Source organism: Rhodococcus sp. NPDC059968 (assembly GCF_042738615.1).
Taxonomy (GTDB): domain Bacteria; phylum Actinomycetota; class Actinomycetes; order Mycobacteriales; family Mycobacteriaceae; genus Rhodococcus_F.
Genome location: NZ_JBHWUE010000047.1, coordinates 59350 through 82672, shown reverse-complemented (window position 1 = coordinate 82672; position 23323 = coordinate 59350). Strand labels below are relative to the sequence as shown.

General features: G+C 67.8%; 19 protein-coding genes. 12 read left to right on the top strand and 7 right to left on the bottom strand.

What is annotated here, in order from left to right:
- On the top strand, positions 1 to 288 hold a 288-nt coding region (locus ACFWAY_RS31220; RefSeq protein WP_378513253.1), incomplete at its 5' end, for an aromatic amino acid lyase.
- 71 nt (positions 289 to 359) lie between these two features.
- The gene (locus ACFWAY_RS31215) at positions 360 to 1223 is read left to right on the top strand and encodes an alpha/beta fold hydrolase (RefSeq protein ID WP_378513252.1); all 864 of its coding nucleotides are present in this window, start codon (positions 360 to 362) and stop codon (positions 1221 to 1223) included.
- 7 nt (positions 1224 to 1230) lie between these two features.
- On the opposite strand, the gene ACFWAY_RS31210 is transcribed toward ACFWAY_RS31215, so the two are convergent.
- A complete protein-coding gene (locus ACFWAY_RS31210; RefSeq protein WP_378451926.1) occupies positions 1231 to 2547 on the bottom strand; it encodes an NAD(P)/FAD-dependent oxidoreductase in 1317 nt (438 codons plus the stop codon).
- A gap of 25 nt (positions 2548 to 2572) precedes the next feature.
- Complete coding sequence (locus ACFWAY_RS31205; RefSeq protein ID WP_378513251.1) at positions 2573 to 3736, bottom strand: helix-turn-helix domain-containing protein; 1164 nt, start codon at positions 3734 to 3736, stop codon at positions 2573 to 2575.
- A gap of 148 nt (positions 3737 to 3884) precedes the next feature.
- On the opposite strand from ACFWAY_RS31205, the gene ACFWAY_RS31200 reads away from it, so the two are divergent.
- The 5 genes from ACFWAY_RS31200 to groL all read left to right on the top strand — a co-directional run bounded on the left by ACFWAY_RS31200 (position 3885) and on the right by groL (position 9147).
- Positions 3885 to 4886 (top strand): zinc-binding alcohol dehydrogenase family protein, encoded by a 1002-nt coding sequence (locus tag ACFWAY_RS31200; protein WP_378451927.1) that lies wholly within the window; start codon positions 3885 to 3887, stop codon positions 4884 to 4886.
- A 12-nt stretch (positions 4887 to 4898) separates the two neighbouring features.
- Positions 4899 to 5792 (top strand): universal stress protein, encoded by an 894-nt coding sequence (locus ACFWAY_RS31195; protein WP_378451852.1) that lies wholly within the window; start codon positions 4899 to 4901, stop codon positions 5790 to 5792.
- Positions 5793 to 5878: 86 nt separating this feature from the next.
- Positions 5879 to 6658, top strand: a complete 780-nt coding sequence (locus ACFWAY_RS31190; protein WP_378451853.1) for an HAD-IIA family hydrolase — start codon at positions 5879 to 5881, stop codon at positions 6656 to 6658.
- Positions 6659 to 6738: 80 nt separating this feature from the next.
- Entirely contained in the window at positions 6739 to 7293 is a 555-nt protein-coding gene (locus ACFWAY_RS31185; RefSeq protein WP_280779831.1) for a DUF6764 family protein, read from the top strand.
- 228 nt (positions 7294 to 7521) lie between these two features.
- Positions 7522 to 9147 (top strand): chaperonin GroEL, encoded by a 1626-nt coding sequence (groL, locus tag ACFWAY_RS31180; protein ID WP_378451854.1) that lies wholly within the window; start codon positions 7522 to 7524, stop codon positions 9145 to 9147.
- Between the two features lie 222 nt (positions 9148 to 9369).
- On the opposite strand, the gene ACFWAY_RS31175 is transcribed toward groL, so the two are convergent.
- Entirely contained in the window at positions 9370 to 9576 is a 207-nt protein-coding gene (locus tag ACFWAY_RS31175; protein WP_378513250.1) for a PspC domain-containing protein, read from the bottom strand.
- 783 nt (positions 9577 to 10359) lie between these two features.
- Here ACFWAY_RS31175 and ACFWAY_RS31170 point away from each other — a divergent pair.
- Together ACFWAY_RS31170 and ACFWAY_RS31165 are read left to right on the top strand one after the other, a co-directional pair.
- Entirely contained in the window at positions 10360 to 11403 is a 1044-nt protein-coding gene (locus ACFWAY_RS31170; RefSeq protein ID WP_378451859.1) for an alpha/beta hydrolase, read from the top strand.
- Between the two features lie 73 nt (positions 11404 to 11476).
- Positions 11477 to 12310, top strand: coding sequence for an alpha/beta fold hydrolase (locus tag ACFWAY_RS31165; protein WP_378513249.1), 834 nt, complete (start codon positions 11477 to 11479; stop codon positions 12308 to 12310).
- Between the two features lie 39 nt (positions 12311 to 12349).
- Here the strand turns inward: ACFWAY_RS31165 and ACFWAY_RS31160 are convergent, their stop codons facing one another.
- Entirely contained in the window at positions 12350 to 14428 is a 2079-nt protein-coding gene (locus ACFWAY_RS31160; RefSeq protein WP_378513255.1) for a prolyl oligopeptidase family protein, read from the bottom strand.
- Positions 14429 to 14495: 67 nt separating this feature from the next.
- Between ACFWAY_RS31160 and lpdA the strand changes: the two genes are divergently transcribed.
- Both lpdA and ACFWAY_RS31150 read left to right on the top strand, forming a co-directional pair.
- Positions 14496 to 15896, top strand: a complete 1401-nt coding sequence (lpdA, locus tag ACFWAY_RS31155; protein WP_378451861.1) for a dihydrolipoyl dehydrogenase — start codon at positions 14496 to 14498, stop codon at positions 15894 to 15896.
- Between the two features lie 113 nt (positions 15897 to 16009).
- On the top strand, positions 16010 to 16459 hold the full coding sequence (locus ACFWAY_RS31150) for a DUF5709 domain-containing protein (RefSeq protein ID WP_378513248.1): 450 nt from the start codon (positions 16010 to 16012) through the stop codon (positions 16457 to 16459).
- Here the strand turns inward: ACFWAY_RS31150 and ACFWAY_RS31145 are convergent.
- The gene (locus ACFWAY_RS31145) at positions 16452 to 16862 is read right to left on the bottom strand and encodes a winged helix-turn-helix transcriptional regulator (protein WP_378451863.1); all 411 of its coding nucleotides are present in this window, start codon (positions 16860 to 16862) and stop codon (positions 16452 to 16454) included. The two genes, ACFWAY_RS31150 and ACFWAY_RS31145, sit on opposite strands and share 8 nt — an antisense overlap.
- A 122-nt stretch (positions 16863 to 16984) precedes the next feature.
- Between ACFWAY_RS31145 and ACFWAY_RS31140 the strand changes: the two genes are divergently transcribed.
- Positions 16985 to 17833 carry an SDR family oxidoreductase gene (locus tag ACFWAY_RS31140; protein WP_378513247.1) on the top strand — a complete coding sequence of 283 codons (849 nt, stop codon included), beginning with the start codon at positions 16985 to 16987 and terminating at the stop codon, positions 17831 to 17833.
- Between the two features lie 7 nt (positions 17834 to 17840).
- On the opposite strand, the gene atzF is transcribed toward ACFWAY_RS31140, so the two are convergent.
- Positions 17841 to 19586 carry an allophanate hydrolase gene (atzF, locus tag ACFWAY_RS31135; protein ID WP_378513246.1) on the bottom strand — a complete coding sequence of 582 codons (1746 nt, stop codon included), beginning with the start codon at positions 19584 to 19586 and terminating at the stop codon, positions 17841 to 17843.
- Entirely contained in the window at positions 19586 to 23236 is a 3651-nt protein-coding gene (gene uca / locus ACFWAY_RS31130; protein ID WP_378513245.1) for an urea carboxylase, read from the bottom strand. Before uca ends, atzF begins: the two co-directional genes overlap by 1 nt.
- Positions 23237 to 23323 lie beyond the last annotated feature (87 nt).

Here is a 23323-nt window from a genome sequence, read left to right as displayed (position 1 = left end):
GACCACGTGTCGATGGGGTGGTCGGCGGCGCGGAAGCTGCGCCGGGCGGTCGACGGACTGACCCGGGTGCTCGCGATCGAGGCGTTGACGGCCGCCCGTGCGCTCGACCTGCGTGCCCCGCTGGCGCCGTCGCCGGCGACGGGTGCGGTGCGGGACACGATCCGTGAGCAGGTCGCCGGACCGGGGACCGACCGTCACCTCGCGCCGGAGATCGAGGCCGCCGTCGTCCTCGCCTCGTCCGGCGCTCTGGTCGCGAGCGCGGAGTCGGTGGTGGGAAAGCTGGACTGACCGGGGTGCTCGACGGTCCCGTTGATGGCTCGAACCTTGCGAACTACCGTGGAATGCAGGAGATGGTCCTCATGACTCTCGCGGAGTTCGACACACGCAGGAAGACCGTCGACACGGACCGTGGTCCGGTGAGCTACCTCGATTCCGGCACCGGCCGTGTGGCGTTCTTCATTCACGGCGTCGGAACCTCCGGCTACCTCTGGCGCAACGCGATCCGTCAGCTCGAGGGAGAACGACGGTGCGTCGCCCTCGACCTTCCGCTGCACGGTCACACCCCCGCCGCGCCCGATCAGGACTTCACGCTGGGCGCACTGGCCGATGTCGTCGCGGCCACGTGCGACGCGCTGGGACTGGAAAAGGTCGACGTCGTTGCCAACGACACCGGCGGTGCGGTCGCGCAGATCTTCGCGGCCCGGCACCCCGACAGGTTGTCGTCGCTGACGTTGACGAACTGCGAAACCCATGACAACGTGCCGCCGAAGGCGTTCCTTCCCGCCGTGCTGCTCGCCCGGGCGGGACTGCTCGCCCGGCTTGCGCCACCGCTGGCGAGGAACGTGTCGAGGGCCCGTAAAATGTTGTACGGCAGTGGGTATCAGAACGTGCGATCACTTCCGGAGGAAGTCGTGGCGGCGTACGTCGAGCCGCTGCTGGGCACCCGCGACCGAGCGTTGCTCTTCCAGCGCTGGATCGCTTCCCTCCATCCACGCGACCTGCTCGCGGTCGAGCCGGACCTCGCGGAACTCGAGGTGCCCACACTCGTCGTGTGGGGCACCGGAGACGTGTTCTTCCGGACCACGTGGGCCTACTGGCTGCGCGACCTCATCCCGGGAGCGCGGGAAGTCGTGGAGATCCGGGGTGGCAAGTTGTTCTTCCCCGACGAGCGTTCGCGCGAACTGGTCGTCGAATTGCGCAGATTCTGGGCGGCCCGTTCCTGAGCCGTGCTCAGCGCAGCGGGTCGAAATGCCGCATGACGCCGGGAACCTCGCCGCCGGTCATGGAGTCGGCCATCATGCGCCCGGTGAGCGGGCCCAGGGCGATGCCCCACATTCCGTGACCGCCCGCCACGTGCACGCGGGGGGAGCGGGTCGCGCCGACGAGCGGAAGTCCGTCGGTGGTGCAGGGCCGGGATCCGACCCACTCCTCCTGACGCGATTCCCAGTCGATGCCGGTGAACATGGGCGTCGCGGCCTCGATGATCGCCTGGACCCGGCGCGGGTCGAGAGGTGCGTCGGGACTGCGGAATTCCATCATCCCGGCGACGCGGAAACGGTCGTGCAGCGGCGTGCACGCCACTCGCTGGGTGGGGAAGTAGATCGGGTTCTTCGGCATCTGCTCGGGCTGGACACTGAAGCTGTAGCCGCGGCCGGCCTGCACCAGGGCGCGGACACCGAACGGGCGGGCAAGAGTATTGAGGCGTGCGCCGCTGGCGATGATGACGGCATCGGCGGCTACCGCGTCGCCAGCCGCCGAGACCAGGCGGACCCCCGACTGTCCCCGGTCCTGCACTGCCGTCACGTCGAAACCGGACCTGATCTCGCCGCCGCGGGCCCGGACGGCGTCGGCGAGTGAATGCACGAAGCGCGGCGGGTCGATGAAGCGCTGGTTGCGCAGCCTCAGACCGGAGTGCACGCCGTCGCCGAGACTCGGCTCGAGAGAGTGGATCTCGTCCCTGTCGACGCGGTCGTATTCGACCTCCCCGCCGGCGGCCTCGACGTGGCGGAACTCGTCGACGAGCGCTTCGCGGTCCTCGTCCGACTTGAACGCGGTGAGGAACGGGTCGGCGAGATGCGTGTGCTCCCGCACGCCGCCGTCTGCGAGTTCGTCGTAGGCGCCCAGTGAGATCCGGTTGACCTCCGCGTACACCTTCATCGCGTCCTCCCACCGGGAGGGCGTGCAGTGCCGGGCGAAGCCGACGAGGAAACGCACCAGGCGCAGATCGGTGGTGAAGGGAACGTAGACCGGCGACGACGGATTCAACATCGCGCGCAGCCCGTACTTCAGTACGGCGGGCTCGGGCAGCGGCAGCGTCAATGCCGGTGCGAGCCAACCCGCGTTGCCCCAGGACGCGTCCGACGCGACACTCTCACGATCGACGACCGTGACGCGCACGCCACGCTCCTGGAGGAACCACGCCGTGGACAATCCGACGACGCCTGCTCCGACGATCGCGACATGGTCAGGGCGCTGCACTGTGCTCATGAGTCCATCATCGGTCGGCGACGACGCCGGGGGAGTAGCCGTTCGGCCAGTCCCCGACAGCGACCCCTGTGCAATCGGCCAGGGGTCACATATTCCGCAGTCCCGTCAGCTTCAGATGCAGCATCAGGATGAGCCGGGTGTCCGCGTCGGTCAGGTCCACGTCGCACGAATCGACGCAGCGTCGCAGCCGGTTCCTCAGGGTGTTGGGGTGCACGTGCAGTGCGGCCGCCGCATCGGCGACATCGCCGCCGTGGGCCAGGAAGGCGCGGGCCGTGGCCACGAGATCGGTCCCGTGCTGCTCGTCGTGCCGGGTCAGCGCGGCGAGCGGGGTGAGCTCGCCGAGGCCGTCGAGGATGTCTGCGACGCGCAACGCCAGCACAGACGCGAGACTGTCCCGCATGGTCCCGACGACACCGCCGGTCCGGGCGTGCTGCAGGACGGTGAGGACCCGGTCGGCGTCCCCGCGCGACAGGTGAGCCTGGCTGGCCGTAGTCACTTCGCGTCCGACGGCGACCACGAACGCGGCCCCGCTGCGGGCGCGACCGAGGAAATTCTCGGCGAGGCGCCGGACGTCCTTCTCCGATGCGGCGATGACCACATAGATGACGTCGTCGAGCTGGGCGGCGACCGAATCGACCGCCAACGTGTCGAGGTACAGGCCGAGGGAGGCGAGCAAGCCGGACGGCAGCGAGCGCCCGATCGCGACCGGGGCGGCGGCCGCGACGGTCAGCCTTCCCTCCAGCCGGAGGTCGTCGGCGGCGCGGAAGGCGGGCTCGCCACCGTTGATCAGCGCACGGACCCGATCCACCTGCATCCGGCGTGTCACGTCGACCCGTTCCCGCTCCGCCGCGATGTGTTCGGCGACGACGGGGACCGCGGACCGCAGGATCGATTCCTGTTCCGGGCTGGGGGCGGACGTCATCGCCGCCCAGATAGACCCGACCGATCGTCCCGCGTCCCGCACCGCGATCACCGCGCGGGGAGTCATGTTCGGCATCCGCATGTCCACGTAGAAGACGTCGGTGTCGCGGTGCAGTCGCTCGAAGACGCCGGCGTCCTCGAGGAGCTGCCGGTACTTCCCGGGCACCTGCCGTCCCAGGATGGTCTCGATGCGGGCTTGGTCCACGGCCTGCTCGCCGCTCGAATAGGCCAGAACCGTCGAGTTCTCGTCCTCGATCGTGATCGGCGCGCCGATCAGCTCGGCCAGCGACCCCGCCACCGTGAACAGGTCTTCACCGCGCAGGTCCATGTCTGGGAGCCTAGTTGCCGGGGACGGTCCGGCCGGGTCTTCGCCGCGACACCATGTCATCGAGACACGTGCCTCCGGGTCCTGGCGATGGCCACCCCGCACGGGCATTGTGGGGGGTATGGCGGCGGCGCAGGACGGAACCGGAACGATGGCCGCGTGGCGCGTGGTCGCGCCGGGCCCCGTCGCGGGCCACCCCCTGGAACTCGGACGTGAGGCCGTTCCCGAGCCGGGACCGGGCGAACTTCTCGTGAGGGTTCTGGCGTGCGGGGTGTGCCGCACCGACCTGCACGTAACCGAGGGGGATCTGCCCGTGCACCGGCCCCGGGTTATTCCCGGCCACGAGGTGGTGGGGGAGGTTGCCGCACTGGGTCATTCGGCGTCGGGGTCTTTCGCTGTCGGCGACCGGGTGGGTATCGCCTGGCTGCGTCACACCTGCGGACATTGCGCGGCCTGCGTGCGCGGCGCGGAGAACCTGTGCAGGCAGTCGCAGTACACGGGGTGGGATACGGACGGTGGATACGCCGAATTCGCGACGGTCCCGGCCGACTACGCGCTGCACCTGCCGGAGAGCTACACGGACACCGAACTCGCACCACTACTGTGCGCCGGGATCATCGGCTACCGGGCACTCGAACGCGCCGCGGTCCCGGACGGCGGTGCGCTGGGCATCTACGGATTCGGCGGGAGCGCGCACCTCACCGCCCAGGTCGCGTCGATCCGCGGCGCCCGGGTGCACGTCATGACGCGTGGGGCGGAGGCCCGTGCGCTGGCGCAGCGACTCGGGGCGGCGTCGGTGCAGGGAGTGCGCGACGTGCCGCCGGAACCCCTCGACTCCGCGATTCTGTTCGCCCCGGTAGGCGATCTGGTGCCCGTGGCGATGGAGGCGCTCGCGGACGGCGGCACCCTCGCCGTCGCGGGGATCCACCTCTCCGACATTCCCGCGCTCGAGTATCAGAGGCATCTGTTCCGGGAGCGGCAGATCCGCAGCGTCACCGCCAATACCCGTTCGGATTCCGTCGAATTCCTGCGCATCGCAGCGGAACACCGGCTGAGTATCGACATCCATCCGTACCCACTCGACCGCGCCGACCGGGCCCTGCGTGACCTGGCCGACGGAAAGTTCAGCGGTGCAGCAGTTCTCGAGCCGTAGAGGGAGAGAGATATGAGCGAACATGCAGGGGCGCCCGTGGTCGTCGGTATCGATGGTTCACGCGCGGCGCTCGTCGCGGCGCGCTGGGCCGCGGGCACGGCGGTCCGGCTCGACGCCCCACTCCTGCTCGCCCACACCTACCCGGACGAGGCCACGTTCTACAACGGCACCGCGATGATGATCGACGCCCAGTTCATCCAGGAACTGCGCGAGGACGGCAACTCGATGCTCGACGCCACCACCGCCGCCGTCCTGCAGGACCATCCTGGACTCGCCGTCGAGCGTGACGTCCGATCCGGGACGGCGGCGTCCCACCTGATCGAGTTGTCGAGGGCGGCGCGGGTCGTGGCGCTCGGCGCGCAGGGTGCGGGCGCGGTCACCGACTACCTCCTCGGGTCCACGGTGCTCCGGACGGTCAATCACGCGCACAGCCCGGTCGCGGTCGTCCGCGGAGCGCCCGCGACGGCGTCGCCGGACACCCGCCCGATCGTCGTCGGCGTGGACGGCAGCCAGGTCAGCGAGAAGGCCGTCGAGGAGGCGTTCGCGCTCGCGTCCGCGTTCGGCGTCGGTCTGGACGTGGTGCACGCGTGGAGCGGCGAGAAGCAGCACGGGCTCGCGCACGCGTCGAAGTACGTGGACTGGACCGCCTACGAGGAAGGGGAGAAGGCCGTCGTGTCCGAATGCCTCGCCGGCATCCGGGACGAGTACCCGGACGTGCCGGTGAACGAGGTGACGACACAGGGGGTGTCCGCCGACGTCCTCCTGCGGCACGCGACGACGGCGCAACTGCTGGTGGTCGGAAGCCACGGCCGGGGCAAGGTGATGGGTGCCCTGCTCGGATCCGTCAGCCAGAATCTGGTGCACCACGCTCCCTGCCCAGTCCTCGTCTGCCGGGCTCGGCAGTGACGCCGGCCGAGCCGGGCTCGGCAGTGACGCCGGCCGAGCCGGGCTCCGCAGTGACGCCGGCCGAGCCGCGCGGATAGGCTCCTGTCATGGCTGGGGTCGAGGGTGTCCTGCTCGATATCGACGGAGTGCTGGTTACTTCGTGGCATCCGATCGACGGTGCCGCCGCCGCGGTGCGGGAGGTGCGCGAGCGCGGACTCGCGTGCGCCTACCTCACCAACACGACGTCCCGGACGTGCGACGAGATCGCCGACGCCCTGCGGTCGGCGGGCATCGAGGCCGACTCCGACGAGATCGTCACGGCGGCCCGGCTCACCGCCGAGTACGTCCGGTCGACCTACCCCGGGTCGCGGGCCTGGGTCCTCAACAGCGGCGACATCACGGCCGATCTGTCCGGGATCGAACTGGACGACGAGGACCCCGAGGTCGTGATCCTCGGCGGCGCCGGTCCGGAATTCACCCACGACGCTCTCAGCCGCGTGGTCGAGCTGATGCTGGACGGCATCCCCGTCGTCGCGATGCATCGGGGCACCACATGGGCCACCCACGACGGGCTGCGCATCGACACGGGCACCTACCTCCCCGGTATGGAGGAGGTCGCAGGAACCAACGTGGTCTCGGTGGGCAAGCCGTCGCTCGCGGCGTTCCTCACCGCCACCGATCTGATGGGCACGCAACCGGACGTGACGATGATGGTCGGTGACGATCTGACGGGTGACGTCCTGGCCGCGCAGCGGGTGGGACTGACCGGCGTGCTGGTGCGGACGGGCAAGTTCCGCCAGTCGATTCTGGACCTCGCCCCGCAGCGACCGGACCACGTCGTCGACTCGGTCGCGCAGCTGCCGAAGCTCCTCGACGAACTCGCCTGACCGCGGTCCGGGACTAACCGGCCGTGAGCGGGTACTCTCGCGGCGAATCCTCCAATTCGACGTTCCCAGAAGGAGCTTCCATGCTCGCTGTCTCCACACCCGTCACCTCGACCGCGTCGGCCTCTCGTACTCGTATCTCGTCTCTGTTCGGCCGACGGCTGGCACGTGTGGGAGCGGCGATGGCCGTGGGTCTGGGCGTCGCGGCGGGAATCTCGGTGGCCGGCGCAGGCGTCGCCGGTGCCGCCCCCGTCAACTGTGTCTCCCCGCCGTCGGCCAACGACGTCCAGGTGTCGGACACCGCGAGCTGCGGCGCCAAGGCGTCCGAGGCCGGCGTCGCCCACGCGATGGCCGCGGACAGCGGCACCGCGGTGAGCGTCGCGAACGGACACAGCGGCGCCACCACGTATGCCAACGGGTACGGAACGTCGCTCGGTGCGTCGACCGGCTCGGGTCAGGCGTACGCGCTTGCGCTCGGCGGCGGCATCGCTCGTTCCGGCGCGGCCGACGGCACCACCACCGTCGCGATCGCCGGCTGGGGTTCGGGTGCGACAGCCGACGCGAACGGCGTCGACTGCGTCGGTGCCCTGTCCCTCGCGTTCAACGTGAACACCGGTCAGGTCTGCGCGATGCGCTGATCGCCCGGCGCACCGGTTCCGTCCCGACCTTGCACTCGCCCTGTCCGAGTGCTAAAAATGCACTTGGCACTCACGACACGTGAGTGCCAGGTCGGGACGGTGAGACCGGGAACCAAAGACACCCCTGGTCGTCCGTCGCGGGCACCGAACTCGGCCGAAGGCGTAAATGAGGCGACCCGACTAGCGGTCGCCTTGTGTGTCACCCCCAATCCGGAGGATCACTTCGCAATGGCCAAGATCATCGCGTTCGACGAAGAGGCCCGTCGCGGCCTCGAGCGGGGACTCAACGCCCTCGCCGACGCAGTCAAGGTGACGTTGGGCCCCAAGGGTCGCAACGTCGTGCTCGAGAAGAAGTGGGGCGCCCCCACGATCACCAACGATGGTGTTTCCATCGCCAAGGAGATCGAGCTCGAGGACCCCTACGAGAAGATCGGTGCCGAGCTGGTCAAGGAGGTCGCCAAGAAGACTGACGACGTCGCCGGCGACGGAACCACCACCGCTACCGTTCTCGCCCAGGCTCTCGTCCGTGAGGGTCTCCGCAACGTCGCTGCCGGCGCCAACCCGCTGGGTCTGAAGCGCGGCATCGAGAAGGCCGTCGAGGCCGTCACCGTGCGTCTGCTCGAGACCGCCAAGGAGATCGACACCAAGGAGCAGATCGCTGCTACCGCTGGTATCTCCGCGGGCGACCCGTCCATCGGCGAGCTCATCGCCGAGGCCATGGACAAGGTCGGCAAGGAAGGCGTCATCACGGTCGAGGAGTCCAACACCTTCGGCCTGCAGCTCGAGCTCACCGAGGGCATGCGCTTCGACAAGGGCTACATCTCGGCGTACTTCGCCACCGACCCGGAGCGTCAGGAAGCCGTCCTCGAGGACGCGTACATCCTGCTCGTGAGCTCCAAGATCTCCACGGTCAAGGACCTGCTGCCGCTGCTGGAGAAGGTCATCCAGTCCGGCAAGCCGTTGGTCATCATCGCCGAGGACGTCGAGGGCGAAGCCCTGTCCACCCTGGTGGTCAACAAGATCCGTGGCACCTTCAAGTCCGTGGCCGTCAAGGCTCCCGGCTTCGGTGACCGTCGCAAGGCTCAGCTCGCCGACATCGCCATCCTCACCGGTGGCGAGGTCGTCAGCGAAGAGGTCGGCCTCTCCCTGGAGACCGCCGGACTCGAGCTGCTCGGCCAGGCACGCAAGGTCGTCATCACCAAGGACGAGACCACCATCGTCGAAGGCGCGGGAGACCCCGAGGCCATCGCCGGTCGCGTGTCCCAGATCCGCGCCGAGATCGAGAACAGCGACTCCGACTACGACCGCGAGAAGCTGCAGGAGCGCCTGGCCAAGCTGGCCGGTGGCGTTGCAGTCATCAAGGCCGGCGCTGCCACCGAGGTGGAGCTCAAGGAGCGCAAGCACCGCATCGAAGATGCCGTGCGTAACGCCAAGGCTGCCGTCGAAGAGGGCATCGTCGCCGGTGGTGGCGTGGCTCTGCTGCAGTCGGCTCCCGCGCTCGACGACCTGAAGCTCGAAGGTGACGAGGCCACCGGTGCGAACATCGTTCGCGTCGCCCTCGAAGCACCGCTGAAGCAGATCGCCTTCAACGCGGGCCTCGAGCCCGGCGTCGTTGCCGAGAAGGTTCGCAACCTGCCCGCAGGTCACGGCCTCAACGCCGCGACCAACGAGTACGGCGACCTGCTCGAAGCCGGCATCAACGACCCGGTCAAGGTCACCCGCTCCGCGCTGCAGAACGCAGCGTCCATCGCGGCTCTGTTCCTGACCACCGAGGCCGTCGTCGCCGACAAGCCGGAGAAGGCCGGAGCGCCCGTGGGCGACCCGACCGGCGGCATGGGCGGTATGGACTTCTAAAGGCGGCTACGCCTCCTGTGAGTGGCTGAGGAGTCCTCGGACTCGCGCACCACTCACGGGCACGAAGTGCTCCGAAAGAGCCCGGGACACCATCTGGTGTCCCGGGCTCTTTCTTGTCCGGTTGCGCCGAGTCGTGATTTGCATTGTTCGAGAGTTGTTGCGAAAGAATAGTTTTCGAATACGGAATCGCGTAGGCGGACAGACGTTCTGTCAGTGTCAGTGTCAGAGTCCGGCCGGCATCAGCATCCAGGCGGCGAGGTAGACGAGGGCCGCGGTGCCGCCGGTGACCAGCGTGGCTACCACGGTGAGCAACCGTACGAGGTTGACGTCCACCGAGAAGTATTCGGCGATGCCGCCGCAGACGCCTGCGAGCATCTTCTGGTTGTCGGAACGGGTGAACTGGCGGGGAGTGTTGCTGTCGAATGTCATGCTTCCATTCTGTTCGGCGGGACCTGCCGGCACATCGGGATGTACCCCGATCTCGACCCTGGTCTTTCACCCTGAGTCCCCGCCCCCATGCCGCCGGAGTTCGTGCCTTGGGTTCGGTCGATCTCCGTGTCCACGCCGGGCCGAAGAACTCGATATCCCACACTTAAGGCCGATTCGGTGTAACAATAGGAATTTTTGCCAATAAGTTGTGAATTTAGACGCAAACCGGACGCGTTTCACCATGGCAAAAGAAGATGTTCGAATTCGTGAACGTCTCGTTTCTCTGTTGGCTGATTCAAGGGCAACGACAAGAAAAAGTCCGGAAACAATGCAACGAGGTATGTTCTGTCGCTCTTCGATTACGAGAACGTGGATCCGGAAGTCGTGGCGACCGCATATGTCCAGGTAGAAGCGCATGTTCTGGAGATAATTGAGAAGTAGCCAGCGCTCATTCATGGGTTCGTCGTTAAGTCAACGATCGCAAATGTTTACCACTTTGTGCTTATTCGAGAGGAAAACTCGGGTACAAATGACGGAGCCCCTGATCGCGGGGGGAGTTCGAAATCCACTGCGTCGAAAAGGAGTAATACCATGTCCGACGGATTGCTGACTCTGCTCACAGCGCTCACCTCGCTCATCGAATTCATCGGGTCCGTCGGGGGATAGGGGCACCCCCGTTTCGACCCCACTTCTCGACGAGAGCTGGAGTCCACATGACATCATGTGGGCTCCAGCTCTCGCCTCTTCGGAGTCGGGCAGGTGACGTCGCAGCGAAGGAGAACGATGGTCAACCGCACTGCAGCGGGTAGGTACGGGGTGCGGTTCGCGCTCGCGGTCGCTCTGACGGCGGCGATCCCGTGCCTCGGAGTCCAGGCGTCCGCTTCCGCCGATCCGGCCGAAGACGCCACTGTCGCGGACGGTGGCTCCCACCTGGTGAGCGCCGACGAGATCGACGACCGGCAGTCGACCATGCAGGTGTACTCGGCCTCCATGGACCGGGAGATTCCGCTCCGGGTGATCACCCCCGCGGACACGAGCGCACCGAGGCCCACGCTGTACCTGCTCAACGGGGCGGGCGGCGGCGAGGACTCCGCCACGTGGCAGGCCAGGACCGATGTCGTCGACTTCTTCGCCGACAAGAACGTCAACGTGGTCACGCCCATGGAGGGCGCGTTCAGTTACTACACGGACTGGGAGCAGACCGACCCGGAACTGGGCAACAACAAGTGGACGACGTTCCTCACGCAGGAACTTCCGCCGATCGTCGACTCCGCGCTCGGCACCAACGGCGTCAACGCGATCGCCGGTATCTCGATGGCGGGTAGTTCGGTGCTGAGCCTGGCGCAGTCGGCACCCGGCCTGTACGAGAGCGTCGGCGCCTACAGCGGCTGCGCGATGACCAGCACGGACCCCGGCCGTACGTACGTACAGCTGGTCGTCGAGGGGCGCGGCGGCGGCGACACGTCCAACATGTGGGGACCGGTCGACGGCCCCGGCTGGACGGCCAACGACCCGTACCTCAACGCGGAGAAGCTGCGCGGACTGGACATCTACGTCAGCAACGGATCCGGACTGCCCGGGCCCGGCGACCAGCTGAACGGACCGGGGATCAACGGCGACGTCGGAACGCTCGCCAACCAGATCATTCTCGGCGGCGCCATCGAGGCGGCCACCAACCAGTGCACCCACGCGCTCGCGGACAAGCTGAACGAACTGCAGATTCCCGCAACGTTCGACTTCCGGCCCGTCGGCACGCATTCGTGGTCGTACTGGGAGGAAGACCTGCACAAGTCGTGGCCGATGCTCGCTGCGTCGATCGGCCTGTAGCCTCCGGTCTCGGAAGAGACTCGACCCCCGCAGATCCCGGATCTGCGGGGGTCGAGCCGTCTAGTCTGACGAAGTGGAGACAGTACCGATCCAGATGCCCGACGGAACCACAACTCCGGTTCGCCTGTTTCCCGGCCCGGACGAGGCCCCCGTGATCGTGGTGTTTCCCGGCCTGGGAATTCCCGCCGGCTACTACGAACCCGTCGCCGAGGAACTCGTGTCCCGAGGGTTCAACGCGGCAATCGGGGAACTCCGTGGCCAGGGCGACAGTCGTCCTCGTCCGAGCAGTGCCAGCACGTACGGTTACCACGAACTGGTGGCCCTCGACTTTCCCGCGATCTTCGAAGTGGTGCGGGAGCGCTTTCCCGCCGCCACGCCCTTCCTGCTGGGACACAGCATGGGGGGTCAGCTCGGCGTGATGTATGCGGCGCGGATCCGCGGTCGGCTCGGCGGGATCGTGCTCGTCGCGTCCGGGTCGCCGTATCACCGGGGGTTCCCCGGAATCCATGCCCCGCGGATGCTGGTGGGCGCCGCGGCGATGTCGATGACGGCCAACCTCGCGGGGTTCTGGCCCGGCGACAAACTCGACATCGGCGGGTTCGGGCGCCAGTCGAAGGTGCTGATCACCGATTGGTCGCGATTCGCCCGCACCGGCAAGATCGAGCCCGACGGTGCCGACATCGACTACGAGGAACGCATCGCCCGGCTCAAATTGCCGGTACTGTCGGTGACCGTCGAGGGTGACGATCTGGCCCCGGAATCCGCGGCGAAGAACCTCCTCGCGAAGCTCCCGAACGCCGACGTCACGTTGTGGCACCAGCCGCAGCCGCTGGGCCACAACGGGTGGATCCGCGACCCGGCCGGCACCGTCGACCGGATCGTCGAGTGGATCCACGACCACACCTGACCCGTGAGTACTTATTAACCGCCCGTCGTTAACAAGTACTCACAGGCGGGTGAGCTGCTCCCACAGGAACGTGAATGTGAGCGCCGATTTGAACGCGGCCTGCGCGTTGTCCGCCGCCCCGCCGTGCCCGCCCTCGATGTTCTCGTAGTACCAGACCTCGTGGCCCTGCTCCTCGAGCAGCGCCGTCATCTTGCGGGCGTGGCCGGGGTGGACGCGGTCGTCGCGGGTGGACGTGGTGACGAGGATCGGCGGGTAGTCCGCGGTCGCGTCGGTGTTCTGGTACGGCGAGTACTCGCTGATGAACTTCCAGTCGTCCGCGTTGTCCGGATCGCCGTACTCGGCCATCCACGACGCCCCGGCGAGCAGCAGGTGGTACCGCTTCATGTCGAGGAGCGGAACCTGGCACACGATCGCCCCGAACAGTTCCGGGTAGCGGGTGAGCATGACGCCCATGAGGAGTCCGCCGTTGCTGCCGCCCTGGATCCCGAGCTGCTTCGACGTGGCGATGCCCCGGGTCACGAGGTCGCGAGCGACCGCGGCGAAGTCCTCGAACGCCTTGTGCCGACCCTCCCGCACCGCCTGGGTATGCCACGACGGGCCGTACTCGCCGCCGCCCCGGATGTTCGCCACCACGTACGCGCCGCCGCGTTCGAGCCACGCGAACCCGACCGAACCGCTGTACCCCGGGACCATCGAGTTCTCGAAGCCGCCGTATCCGTACAGCATGGTGGGGCAGGGGCCGGTGACGTCGTCGCGGCGCACCACGAAGTAGGGGATCTCGGTTCCGTCGTCGGACACCGCGAAGTGCTGCGACACCGACATGCCGTCCGCGTCGAAGAACGACGGCGCCTGCTTGACCGGCTCGAGCGGTCCACCGACCGTGCCGTACTGCAGCGTCGCGGGCGTCGTGAATCCGCTGGAGTTGACGAAGAAGCTGTCGCTGGTGCGGGGGTCGGTGCTGATGATCCCGCTCGCCGTGAGTTCCGGTACGCCGTCGAGAGGCTTCTCCTCCCACCCGGTGTCGTTCGGCGTGAGCACCGACAGCTTGGTCTGCACATCCGACAGTCGCACGAGGAGGAGGTGGTTCCGGGTCCACGTTCCCTGCTCGAGGGACGTGTGCTCGTCCGGGGTGAACAGTGGTGTCAACTCCCGTGACCCGGCGAGGAAGTCGGCGTAGTTCGCGGCGAGCAGCGACCCGGCCGGATAGACGGTGCCGTCCACGTCCCAGTCGGTGCGCGGACGGATGGTCAACCAGTCGCGGTACACGGACGAGCCCGCGTCGTCGGGGGTGTCGATCCGGACCTTCGACCCGTCCGGGAGCAGCTGGTAGCGCTCGGCGTTGTAGAAGTCCATGGACCGGCCGACGAAGTGCCGCTCGTATCCGGGAGTGTCGTCGTACGACGCGCCGACGGACACGTCGGTGGTCTCGCCCTCGAAGACGGTGACCGCCTCGGTGAGCTGGGTGCCGCGATGCCAGCGCTTCGCGATTCTCGGGTAGCCGGAATCGGTCATCGAGCCTTCGCCGAAGTCGGTCCCGACATAAACGGTTTCCTTGTCGATCCAGCTGATGCTGGTCTTCGCCTCGGGGACGTCGAATGCGTGGTCGCCGCCGACGAAGTCGCGCTTCTCGATGTCGAATTCGCGCACCACGGACGCGTCGGCGCCACCACGCGAGAACGACAGCAGGGCACGTGACTGCTCGGGTCGGAGCACGCTGGCGCCGGCCCACACCCAGTTCTCGCCCTCGCGTTCGGCGAGGGCGTCGACGTCGAGCAGGACGTCCCACTCGGGGTTGTCGGTACGGTACTGCTCGAGGGTGGTGCGCCGCCAGATGCCGCGCTTGTGGTCGCCGTCGCGCCAGAAGTTGTACAGGTACTCGCCGCGCATGCCGGCGTAGGGAATCCGGTCGTCCGTGTCGAGCACGTCCAATATCCGGCTCTCGAGCGCGGAGAACTCGGCGTTCTCGGTGTACTCGGCGAGCGTGCGGGCGTTGCGCTCCCGCACCCAGTCGAGTGACCGTTCCGCGGTGACATCTTCGAGCCAGAGGAAGGGATCCGTCATGGCGCCATTCTTGCAGGCGGTGTCGTGCCTGGTCGCAGCGGGAAAGGTGTGACGGATGAGGCTACTCGCGGGTAACGCGACCGCGTGAAGACAGCGATTCGGGACGGGACTACCCTGAACAACCGTGACCTCACACTATGACGTCGTTGTCCTCGGAGCCGGTCCCGGTGGGTACGTCGCTGCTATCCGCGCGGCACAGCTGGGATTGAGCACTGCCATCATCGAGCAGAAGTACTGGGGCGGTGTGTGCCTGAACGTCGGCTGCATCCCCTCCAAGGCACTTCTCCGCAATGCCGAACTTGCGCATCTCTTCACGAAAGAGGCCAAGACGTTCGGCATCTCGGGAGAGGCGTCCTTCGATTTCGGCGCCGCCTACGACCGCAGCCGCAAGGTCGCGGACGGGCGTGTCAAGGGCGTTCACTTCTTGATGAAGAAGAACAAGATCACCGAGTACGACGGCAAGGGGTCGTTCACCGACGCCAACACCCTCTCGGTCGAGCTGTCCAAGGGTGGGACGGAGACGGTGACGTTCGACAACGCCATCATCGCCACCGGTTCGACCACCAAGCTGCTGCCGGGCACCTCGCTCAGCGAGAACGTGGTCACCTACGAGGAGCAGATCCTCACCCGCGAGCTCCCGGAGTCGATCCTCATCGTCGGTGCCGGCGCGATCGGCATGGAGTTCGGGTACGTCCTGACCAATTACGGGGTGGACGTCACGATCGTCGAGTTCCTCGACCGTGCGCTGCCCAACGAGGACGCGGACGTCTCCAAGGAGATCGAGAAGCAGTACAAGAAGCTCGGCGTCACCATCAAGACCGGTGCGGCCGTGCAGAGCATCGACGACGACGGCAGCAAGGTCACCGTCTCGATCAAGAACAACAAGTCCGGCGAGATCGAGACCGTCGTGGTCGACAAGGTGATGCAGTCGGTCGGGTTCGCGCCCCGCGTCGAGGGTTACGGCCTCGAGAAGACCGGCGTGCAGCTCGATCGTGGTGCGATCGGCATCACCGACACGATGGCGACGTCGGTGCCGCACATCTACGCCATCGGTGACGTCACGATGAAGCTGCAGCTGGCGCACGTGGCCGAGGCGCAGGGTGTCGTGGCAGCCGAGACGATCGCCGGCGCCGAGACGCTGCCGATCGAGGACTACCGGATGATGCCGCGGGCCACGTTCTGCCAGCCGCAGGTCGCGAGCTTCGGTCTGACCGAGCAGCAGGCCAAGGACGAGGGGTACGACGTGAAGGTCGCGACGTTCCCGTTCACCGCCAACGGCAAGGCGCACGGTCTCGGGGATCCGACCGGTTTCGTCAAGCTGATCGCCGACAAGAAGTACGGCGAACTGCTCGGTGGGCACCTGATCGGCCCGGACGTCTCCGAGCTGCTGCCCGAGCTGACCCTCGCCCAGAAGTGGGATCTCACGGTCAACGAGCTGGCACGTAACGTGCACACGCACCCGACGCTCAGCGAAGCCCTGCAGGAGGCCATCCACGGTCTCGCCGGGCACATGATCAACTTCTGACCCGAACACCGAGAAGGGCCCGCACAGTCTCTGTGCGGGCCCTTCTCGTTTCTCACCGAGTCGCTTCCGCGATCCGATGGCGAACTGCCCGCTGCGATGGCATCGTGGGGAAGATGACCATGCCGGACAGCACGCCAGAAGGATCCGAGGGCGAGTACAGCCTGGACGAAGAGGACCAGTTGCAGCCGGAGGACACATTGGTCGACAGAGGCGTGGACGACGTTCTCGACGAGGGGTATTCGCCTCCGGAGAGGCCGCTCGGGCTCGACGCGCACGGGACGACGGCCGCCGAGCAGCGTGAGGGGGAGACCCTCGATCAGCGGCTCGCGGAGGAGGAGCCGGACCCGGCTCTGGAAGATGACGACAACGCGGAGATCCTCGACGACAACGAGGTCGGGCGGCTGCGGTCGGGCCGGCTGGTCGCAGAGGACGAGGGTGTGGGCGAGGACGAGGAGAAGGACCTCGTGGCGTCCGATATCGGCATCGACGGGGGAGCGGCGTCGGCCGAGGAGGCCGCGGTCCACATCGTCGACGAGGAAACCGACTTCGACGAACTCAGCTGACGCCGCGACCGGCGTCGTACTTCTCCTGCGCCGCGAGGACGTCGGGCACGCGCGATTCGACCAGTTCGATCAGGCCGATGAGGCGTGAACCGACCTCGGCGCCGAGCGGTGTCAGGCTGTATTCGACCTTGGGCGGAATGGCCTCGAGCACGTCGCGAACCACGAGGCCGTCTCGTTCGAGTGCTTGCAGTGTCTGCGACAGCATGCGCTCGCTGACGCCGTCGACGCGTCGGCGGAGTGCACTGAATCGGTAGTTCCCCTCGGTCAGGGCCGCGAGCGCAAGTACGCCCCACCGACCGGTGATGGTCTGCAGGGTCTCGCGCGACGCGCAGTCGCGTGCGAAGACGTCGGCCTCGAGGGTGACGTCTTCACTTTCCTGTGCTGGCTGTGCGAGCTCGGACATGCGTCCAGTCTACCCCACATGCAGGAAGTGCTTACGTAAACATTTGCACTTACGAAAAATTAGTGCATGATGGAAGTGAGCTTGAACAGCCAACTCATACCCTCATGCGCTAGGAGTTCGTCATGACCATCGCCGTCACAGGAGCAACAGGACACCTCGGTCGACTCGTCGTCGAGGCACTGCTCGACAAGGGCGTACCCGCAGCCGACATCGTCGCCGTGGTCCGTACCCCGGCCAAGGCCGCGGACCTCGCAGGCAAGGGAGTCGAAATTCGGCAGGCGGAGTACGGCGATCGCGCCGCACTGGAGAAGGCCCTCGCCGGCGTCGACAAACTGCTTCTCGTCTCGGGGAGCGACATCGGGCAGCGGATTGCCCAGCACACCAACGTGATCGACGCCGCGAAGGCAGCCGGGGTCGGGTTCATCGCCTACACCAGCGTCCTCGACGCGCAGAACACCCCTCTTGGACTGGCCGTAGAACACCGTGGCACCGAGGACCAGCTGGCCGAGTCGGGGATCGACTTCGCCCTGCTCCGCAACGGTTGGTACTGGGAGAACTACCTCGGCAGCATTCCCGCCGCACGTGAGACCGGGGCACTGTTCGGCAGTGCAGGCACGGGTGTCGTCGCTGCGGCCGCACGGAAGGACTACGCCGAGGCCGCTGCCGCGGTCCTGCTTGCCGACGATCAGTCCGGCAAGGTGTACGAACTCGGCGGCGACGAACGCCTGACGTACAGCGAGCTGGCCGAGGTTATTTCCTCTGTTCTCGGGAAGCCGGTGTCGTACAAGGACCTTCCGCAGGCCGAGTACGCCGCCGTGCTCGAGGGCGCCGGACTGCCCGCACCGATCGCGGGCATGCTCGCCGATTCCGATGCGGGAGTGGCCGTCGGGGCCCTCGACACCGAGAGCGGTGACCTGCAGAGGCTGATCGGCCGTAGCTCGACCCCGGCCGCCACCGCCCTCGCCCCGTGAGTACTTGTCAACCGCGGGCGGTTGACAAGTACTCACGGGCATAGGCAACCCACCCGCCGAATTCGGTGATGTCCGTGGCCCCGTCGACCGCGTCGTGGGTGCAGCTGAAGCCCACCACGGCGCGGCCGTCGGACAACTCGACGCTCGTCAGTGCCATCGGGGCGGGCAGTGCGGCGAGGAAGTTGCCCAGGCCGGCGGGTGACACCCGGAACAGTTCCCCGACTATCGCGGCTCCCGCGCCGGGCCCGCGACGGACGAGGCCGGGCTTGGGCGGCGTCGTGGCGAGTGCGGTGAGCCGGTAGGCGTCCGTGGTGGTGACGGTGTCCACGAATCGTGCGCCGATGTCTTCGAGCTGGAAGTGCAGGGGCTGCCCGCGCAGGTGGGCTCCGAACACGGCCAGTTCCACGCCGTCCTCGACGAGGGTGGGCGCGGGCACGTCGACGAGCCGGGCCGCGAGGTCCACGGCCACCTGATCGGCGAACGCCGGCACCACGAACATGACACCGAACGGTTCGCCGGCGGCGGTCGGGGCGCCCGGGACCGCGACGGCCGCCATGTCGAGCAGGTTGCAGAAGTTCGTGTACGTGCCCATCCGCCGGTTGATGTCGATCGGATCGGCCTGCACGGCAGCGATGGTCGGGTGTTCGGTGGTGGTGGGCAGCAGGAGGCCGTCGAAACCGGCCAGCAGTTCCCGCGTCTGCGCCTTGACGCGGGTGAGCGTGTCGAGGTCGGCGGCGAACTCGTGGCCCGCCGGCTTCCTCGCCGACTCGACGATGGCGGTGACCACCGGATCGGCGCCCGCCGGTGCGGTGTCGAGGAAGTGCCCGACAGCGGTGTACCGCTCGGCGACGACTGCGCCGTCGTACAGGAGTCGGGCTGCGTCGAGGAGCGGGGAGACGTCGACTGCCTCGACGGCGAAACCTCGGTCCGTCAACGACGCCACCGTGGCGACGAACGCCGCGCGGTACTCCGGTGTCAGCAGCGCGAGATTCGCTTCCGCGGGAATCGCGACCCTCGGCTGCGCGGGCGCCGCCAGGCTGACGTCGGACGGCCACGCGCGGCTCCGCGGGTCCGCGCTCGCCGGGCCCGACATGATGCGGGCGGCGGTCACGGCCGTGTCGAGTTCGGTGGCGAAGACGGTGACGCAGTCGTAGTCGACGCAGGCGGGAACCACGCCGTCGGCGGGGATGACGCCGAGTGTCGCCTTGATTCCGACGAGTCCGTTGAACGCGGCCGGAACCCGACCGGATCCCGCTGTGTCGGTGCCGATTCCGATGTCGGCGATGCCTAGCGCGACGGCGACCGCCGAACCCGAACTGGATCCGCCCGACACCCGCTCGGGATCCCACGAGCACCGGACGGCGCCGTACGGGCTGCGCGTCCCGACCAGCCCGGTCGCGAACTGGTCGAGGTTCGTCTTCCCCAGCACGACGGCGCCCTGCTCGACCAGGCGGCGCACAGCGGTCGCGGTGACGCCGGGCAGGTAGGCGAACTCGGGGCACGCCGCAGATGTCGGCAGTCCCGCGACGTCGATGTTGTCCTTGACCGCCACGACCTTTCCGGCCAGGGGGAGATGCTTGCCGGCGTCGAGACGAGTCTGCACGGCAACGGCATCCGCATGCACGTCCTCGGCGGACCGGAGGGTGATCCACACCTCGGGACGGTCGACCTCGGCGATCCGCCGGAAGGCATCCTCGACACGGGCGGTGGGCGAGAGGGTGGTCTGTCCGCGGTCCACGGCATCGACAGTCATCAGTTTTCTGCTCCAATCACGACGAGAGGGGTGCCCGGTTCGACGATCGCGCCCGGTGACACGAGGACTTCGAGGACCGTTCCGGAGGACCGGAACGTGACCGGCATCTCGAGTTTCATCGCCTCGAGAACCACGGCGTTCTGTCCTGGTTCGATGCGCTGCCCGGCTTCGACTTCGACGCGCCACACGCTGCCGACCATGGGCGCCTCGACGACGACCGCTCCGGGCGGAAGTTCGCCCCGCGCGGTCGGTTCGGGGGTGGGCGCCTGTTGGACGCGGTCGAACTCGCCCGACATGCGCCAGGCCGACTTCTCGGCCTCGAACGCCGCGGACTGCCGGGAGTCGAACTCGGCGATGGATCGAGCGTTGTCCCGCAGAAACTTCAGGTGGTCGGCCAACGCGAACGTGCCTTCGGAGATCTCCGCGTCGAACCGCCCGGCCGTAGCCTGCTCGCGATACACGCGCAATTGCTCCGGAGTGACCGGTTCCCACACGATGCGGTCGAAGAACCGGAACATCCAGGGTTTGCCCTCGTCGAAGGGGCGGTGCAGCCGGTACCCGGACCAGATGGGGACGGTGCGGCCGATCAGCTGGTAGCCGCCCGGTGACTCCATGCCGTAGACGCACAGGTACTTGCCGCCGATGCCGACCGCATCGGACGGCGTCCACGTGCGCGCCGGGTTGTACTTGGTGGTGACCAGGCGGTGCCGCGGGTCGAGGGGCACGGCCAGGGGCGCGCCGAGGTAGACGTCGCCGAGCCCGAGCACCAGGTATTCGGCGTCGAACACGGCGTCCCGGACGTCGTCGACGCTGTCCAATCCGTTGATGCGCCGAATGAACTCGGTGTTCGACGGCAGCCATGGCGCGTCGTCGCGGACACCGCTGCGGTACCGGTCGATGGCCTCCGCGATGGACGGGTCGTCGAACGACAATGGCAACCGGAGCGTGCGGCTCGGGACCACCAGATCGTGCGTCGCCGGCAGCAGTTCCTCGATGTCCTGGAGGATGTCCAGCAGCCGGCCGGCCGGAAGTTCGTCGGCGTCGAAGTGCAGGTGCAGGGAGCGAACCCCCGGAGTGATGTCGATGATGCCGGGAACGCGGCGTCGGACCAGCGCCTCCGACAGCGCGTGGACGCGCATGCGAAGCCCGAGGTCGAGTTCCCGGTCCCCGTACTCGACGAGGATGTTGTCGTCGCCGCCGCGGAGGTACACGACCGCCGGACGGTCCAATACGGGCGCGATCCGGCGGAGGACCCCGCCGTCGGACACCGTCGACCGGGTGGCCGCGGGCGGAACATTCAGTCGTCGAGACGAATCCGACGCCCGCAGCACGTGCGCACCGTCGTCGGAGACCGCAAGGAAACGTACCCGGTCGCCGGGGCGGATCTGTCCGAGTTTCCACCGGTGTGCCTTGACCACGGTGAGGGGGCACGCGAAGCCGCCGAGGCTCGGGCCGTCGGGGCCGAGCAGAATCGGAGTGTCGCCGGAGACGTTGAGGGCTCCGACGCTGTATGGGTTGTCGTGCAGGTTCGACGGATGCAACCCGGCGTCGCCGCCGTCGGTCCTGGACCAGACCGGCTTGGGGCCGTCGAGTCGGAGGCCGGTCCGGTTCGCGTGGGTCTGGATCTTCCAGGTGGTGTCGTAGAACTGCGCCATGTCGGCGTCGGTGAAGTAGGCGGGCGCCGGCTGCGGTCCCTCGGTGACGGCGAGTTGCCACACGTGCGTGAACTCGGGCCGCGAGTCCTCCGGGACAGAGTGCGGCGCAGCGAGGCCCGCGGTGTTCTCGAACAGCGAGTCGTCGAAGAGACCCAGCACGTCACCGATGGTGACGGCCTTGCCCGTGATGCCGCCGAACCCGCCGAGCGTGAACGTGGACGCGCTGCCGTGGTACAGCGGAGCGTCGATGCCGCCCCGGAACGCGACGTACGTGCGCAGGCCGGTGTCCGCCGGGGTGCCGACGTCGAGGACCGACCCGGCCGGCACTTCCACCGGTTCCCACAGGGGGATCGGTTCGCCGTCGAGCGTGACCGGGGTGTCGGCGCCGCCCACGCAGATCACCGTGGCGTCCGAGAACGCGAGTTGTGGCCCCTGCAGAGTGCATTCGAGCCCCGGTGCGCCGGCCGGATTGCCGACGGCGGTGTTGACCAATTGGAACGACAGGTCGTCCATCGGTCCCGACGGGGGAATTCCGACCTCCCACAATCCGATTCGGCCCGGGTGGTCCTGCACGGTGGTCATCGTCCCGGCGCGGAGCACGTCGACGCGGCGGCCGGTAGGCCGCAGGTCGGCCAGCGACTGCGTGGTGTGCTCGGCACCCAGCACTGTGTCGGCGACGCAGATCCGCCGCAACTGGGGCAGGTTGGTCTGGACCCCGTAGATGTGCGTGTCGGCGAGTGCCTCCGCGAGAGCCGCGAACGCCGCTGTGCGCCGGTGCCCGCGGGTGATCACCTTTGCGAGCATCGGGTCGTAGTAGGCACTTACCTCGGTGCCCGTGTCGACCCACGTCTCGACCCGCGTGTGAGCCGGGAACTCGACCCCCGTGAGTCGTCCGGCACTGGGGCGGTAGTCGTGGCCGGGGTCCTCGGCGTAGATGCGGGCCTCGACGGCGGTTCCCCTGATCTCGGGTCCGGAGTCGGGCAGACCGTCGAGCATGGAACTGTCCCCGCGGGCGAGCCTCAGCATCCACTCGACGAGGTCCACCCCGGTGACTTCCTCGGTCACCGGGTGCTCGACCTGCAGTCGCGTGTTCATCTCGAGGAACGACGCCTCGCCGCGGTCCACGTCGTAGACGAACTCGACGGTTCCCGCGGACCGGTAGTTCACCGAGGACGCGAGACTGCGGGACGAGCTGAGGAGTTGTTCCACCACGCCGTCGGAGAGCCCGGGCGCCGGGGCCTCCTCGACCACTTTCTGGTTGCGGCGCTGCAGTGAGCAGTCGCGGGTGCCGAGGCTCAGTGTGCGGCCGAGGCCGTCGCCGAACACCTGCACCTCGATGTGCCGGGCGCGGGCGACGAAGCGTTCCAGGAACACCCCGGACGAGGAGAAGTTGGCTTGGGCGAGGCGCTGGACGCGGTCGTAGGCTTCGCCGAGTTCCGCGGCGTCGAAGCACGCCTGCATCCCGATGCCCCCGCCGCCACCGACCGCCTTGATCATCACCGGGTAGCCGATGTCGGAGGCCGCGGACAGGGCGGCATCGACGGAGTCGAGGAGGCCGCTGCCCGCGACGAGCGGGACGCCGACGGTGCGGGCGGCCTCGCGTGCCGTGTGCTTGTTCCCGAACGTGCGCAGCTGTTCGGGGGTGGGGCCGACGAACGCGATGCCTGCGGATTCCGCCGCCGCGGCGAATGCGTCGTTCTCCGAGAGGAAGCCGTATCCGGGATGAATCGCGCCCGCGCCCGTCGCCAGGGCGGCCTCCACGACGGCGTCGGCTCGCAGATACGACTCGTGGGCGGGGGCCGGGCCCAGCCGGACGGCGACGTCGGCCATCTCGACGTGCGCGGCCGCCGAATCGGCGTCGGAGTACACCGCGACCGTCTTCAGTCCGAGGAGGTGTGCGGATCGCATGATGCGGCAGGCGATTTCGCCCCGGTTCGCGACGAGCAGAGTGTCGAAGGAGTACTCGATCGGCGGCGTATTCATCCCTGTGGACATGGTTGTATACGCTAAGGACGGGGTGTTTCACCGAGATTTCTCGAGGTAAAGCGTGGGTTAGTAAGACCTCTCACGGCCTGCACGAAT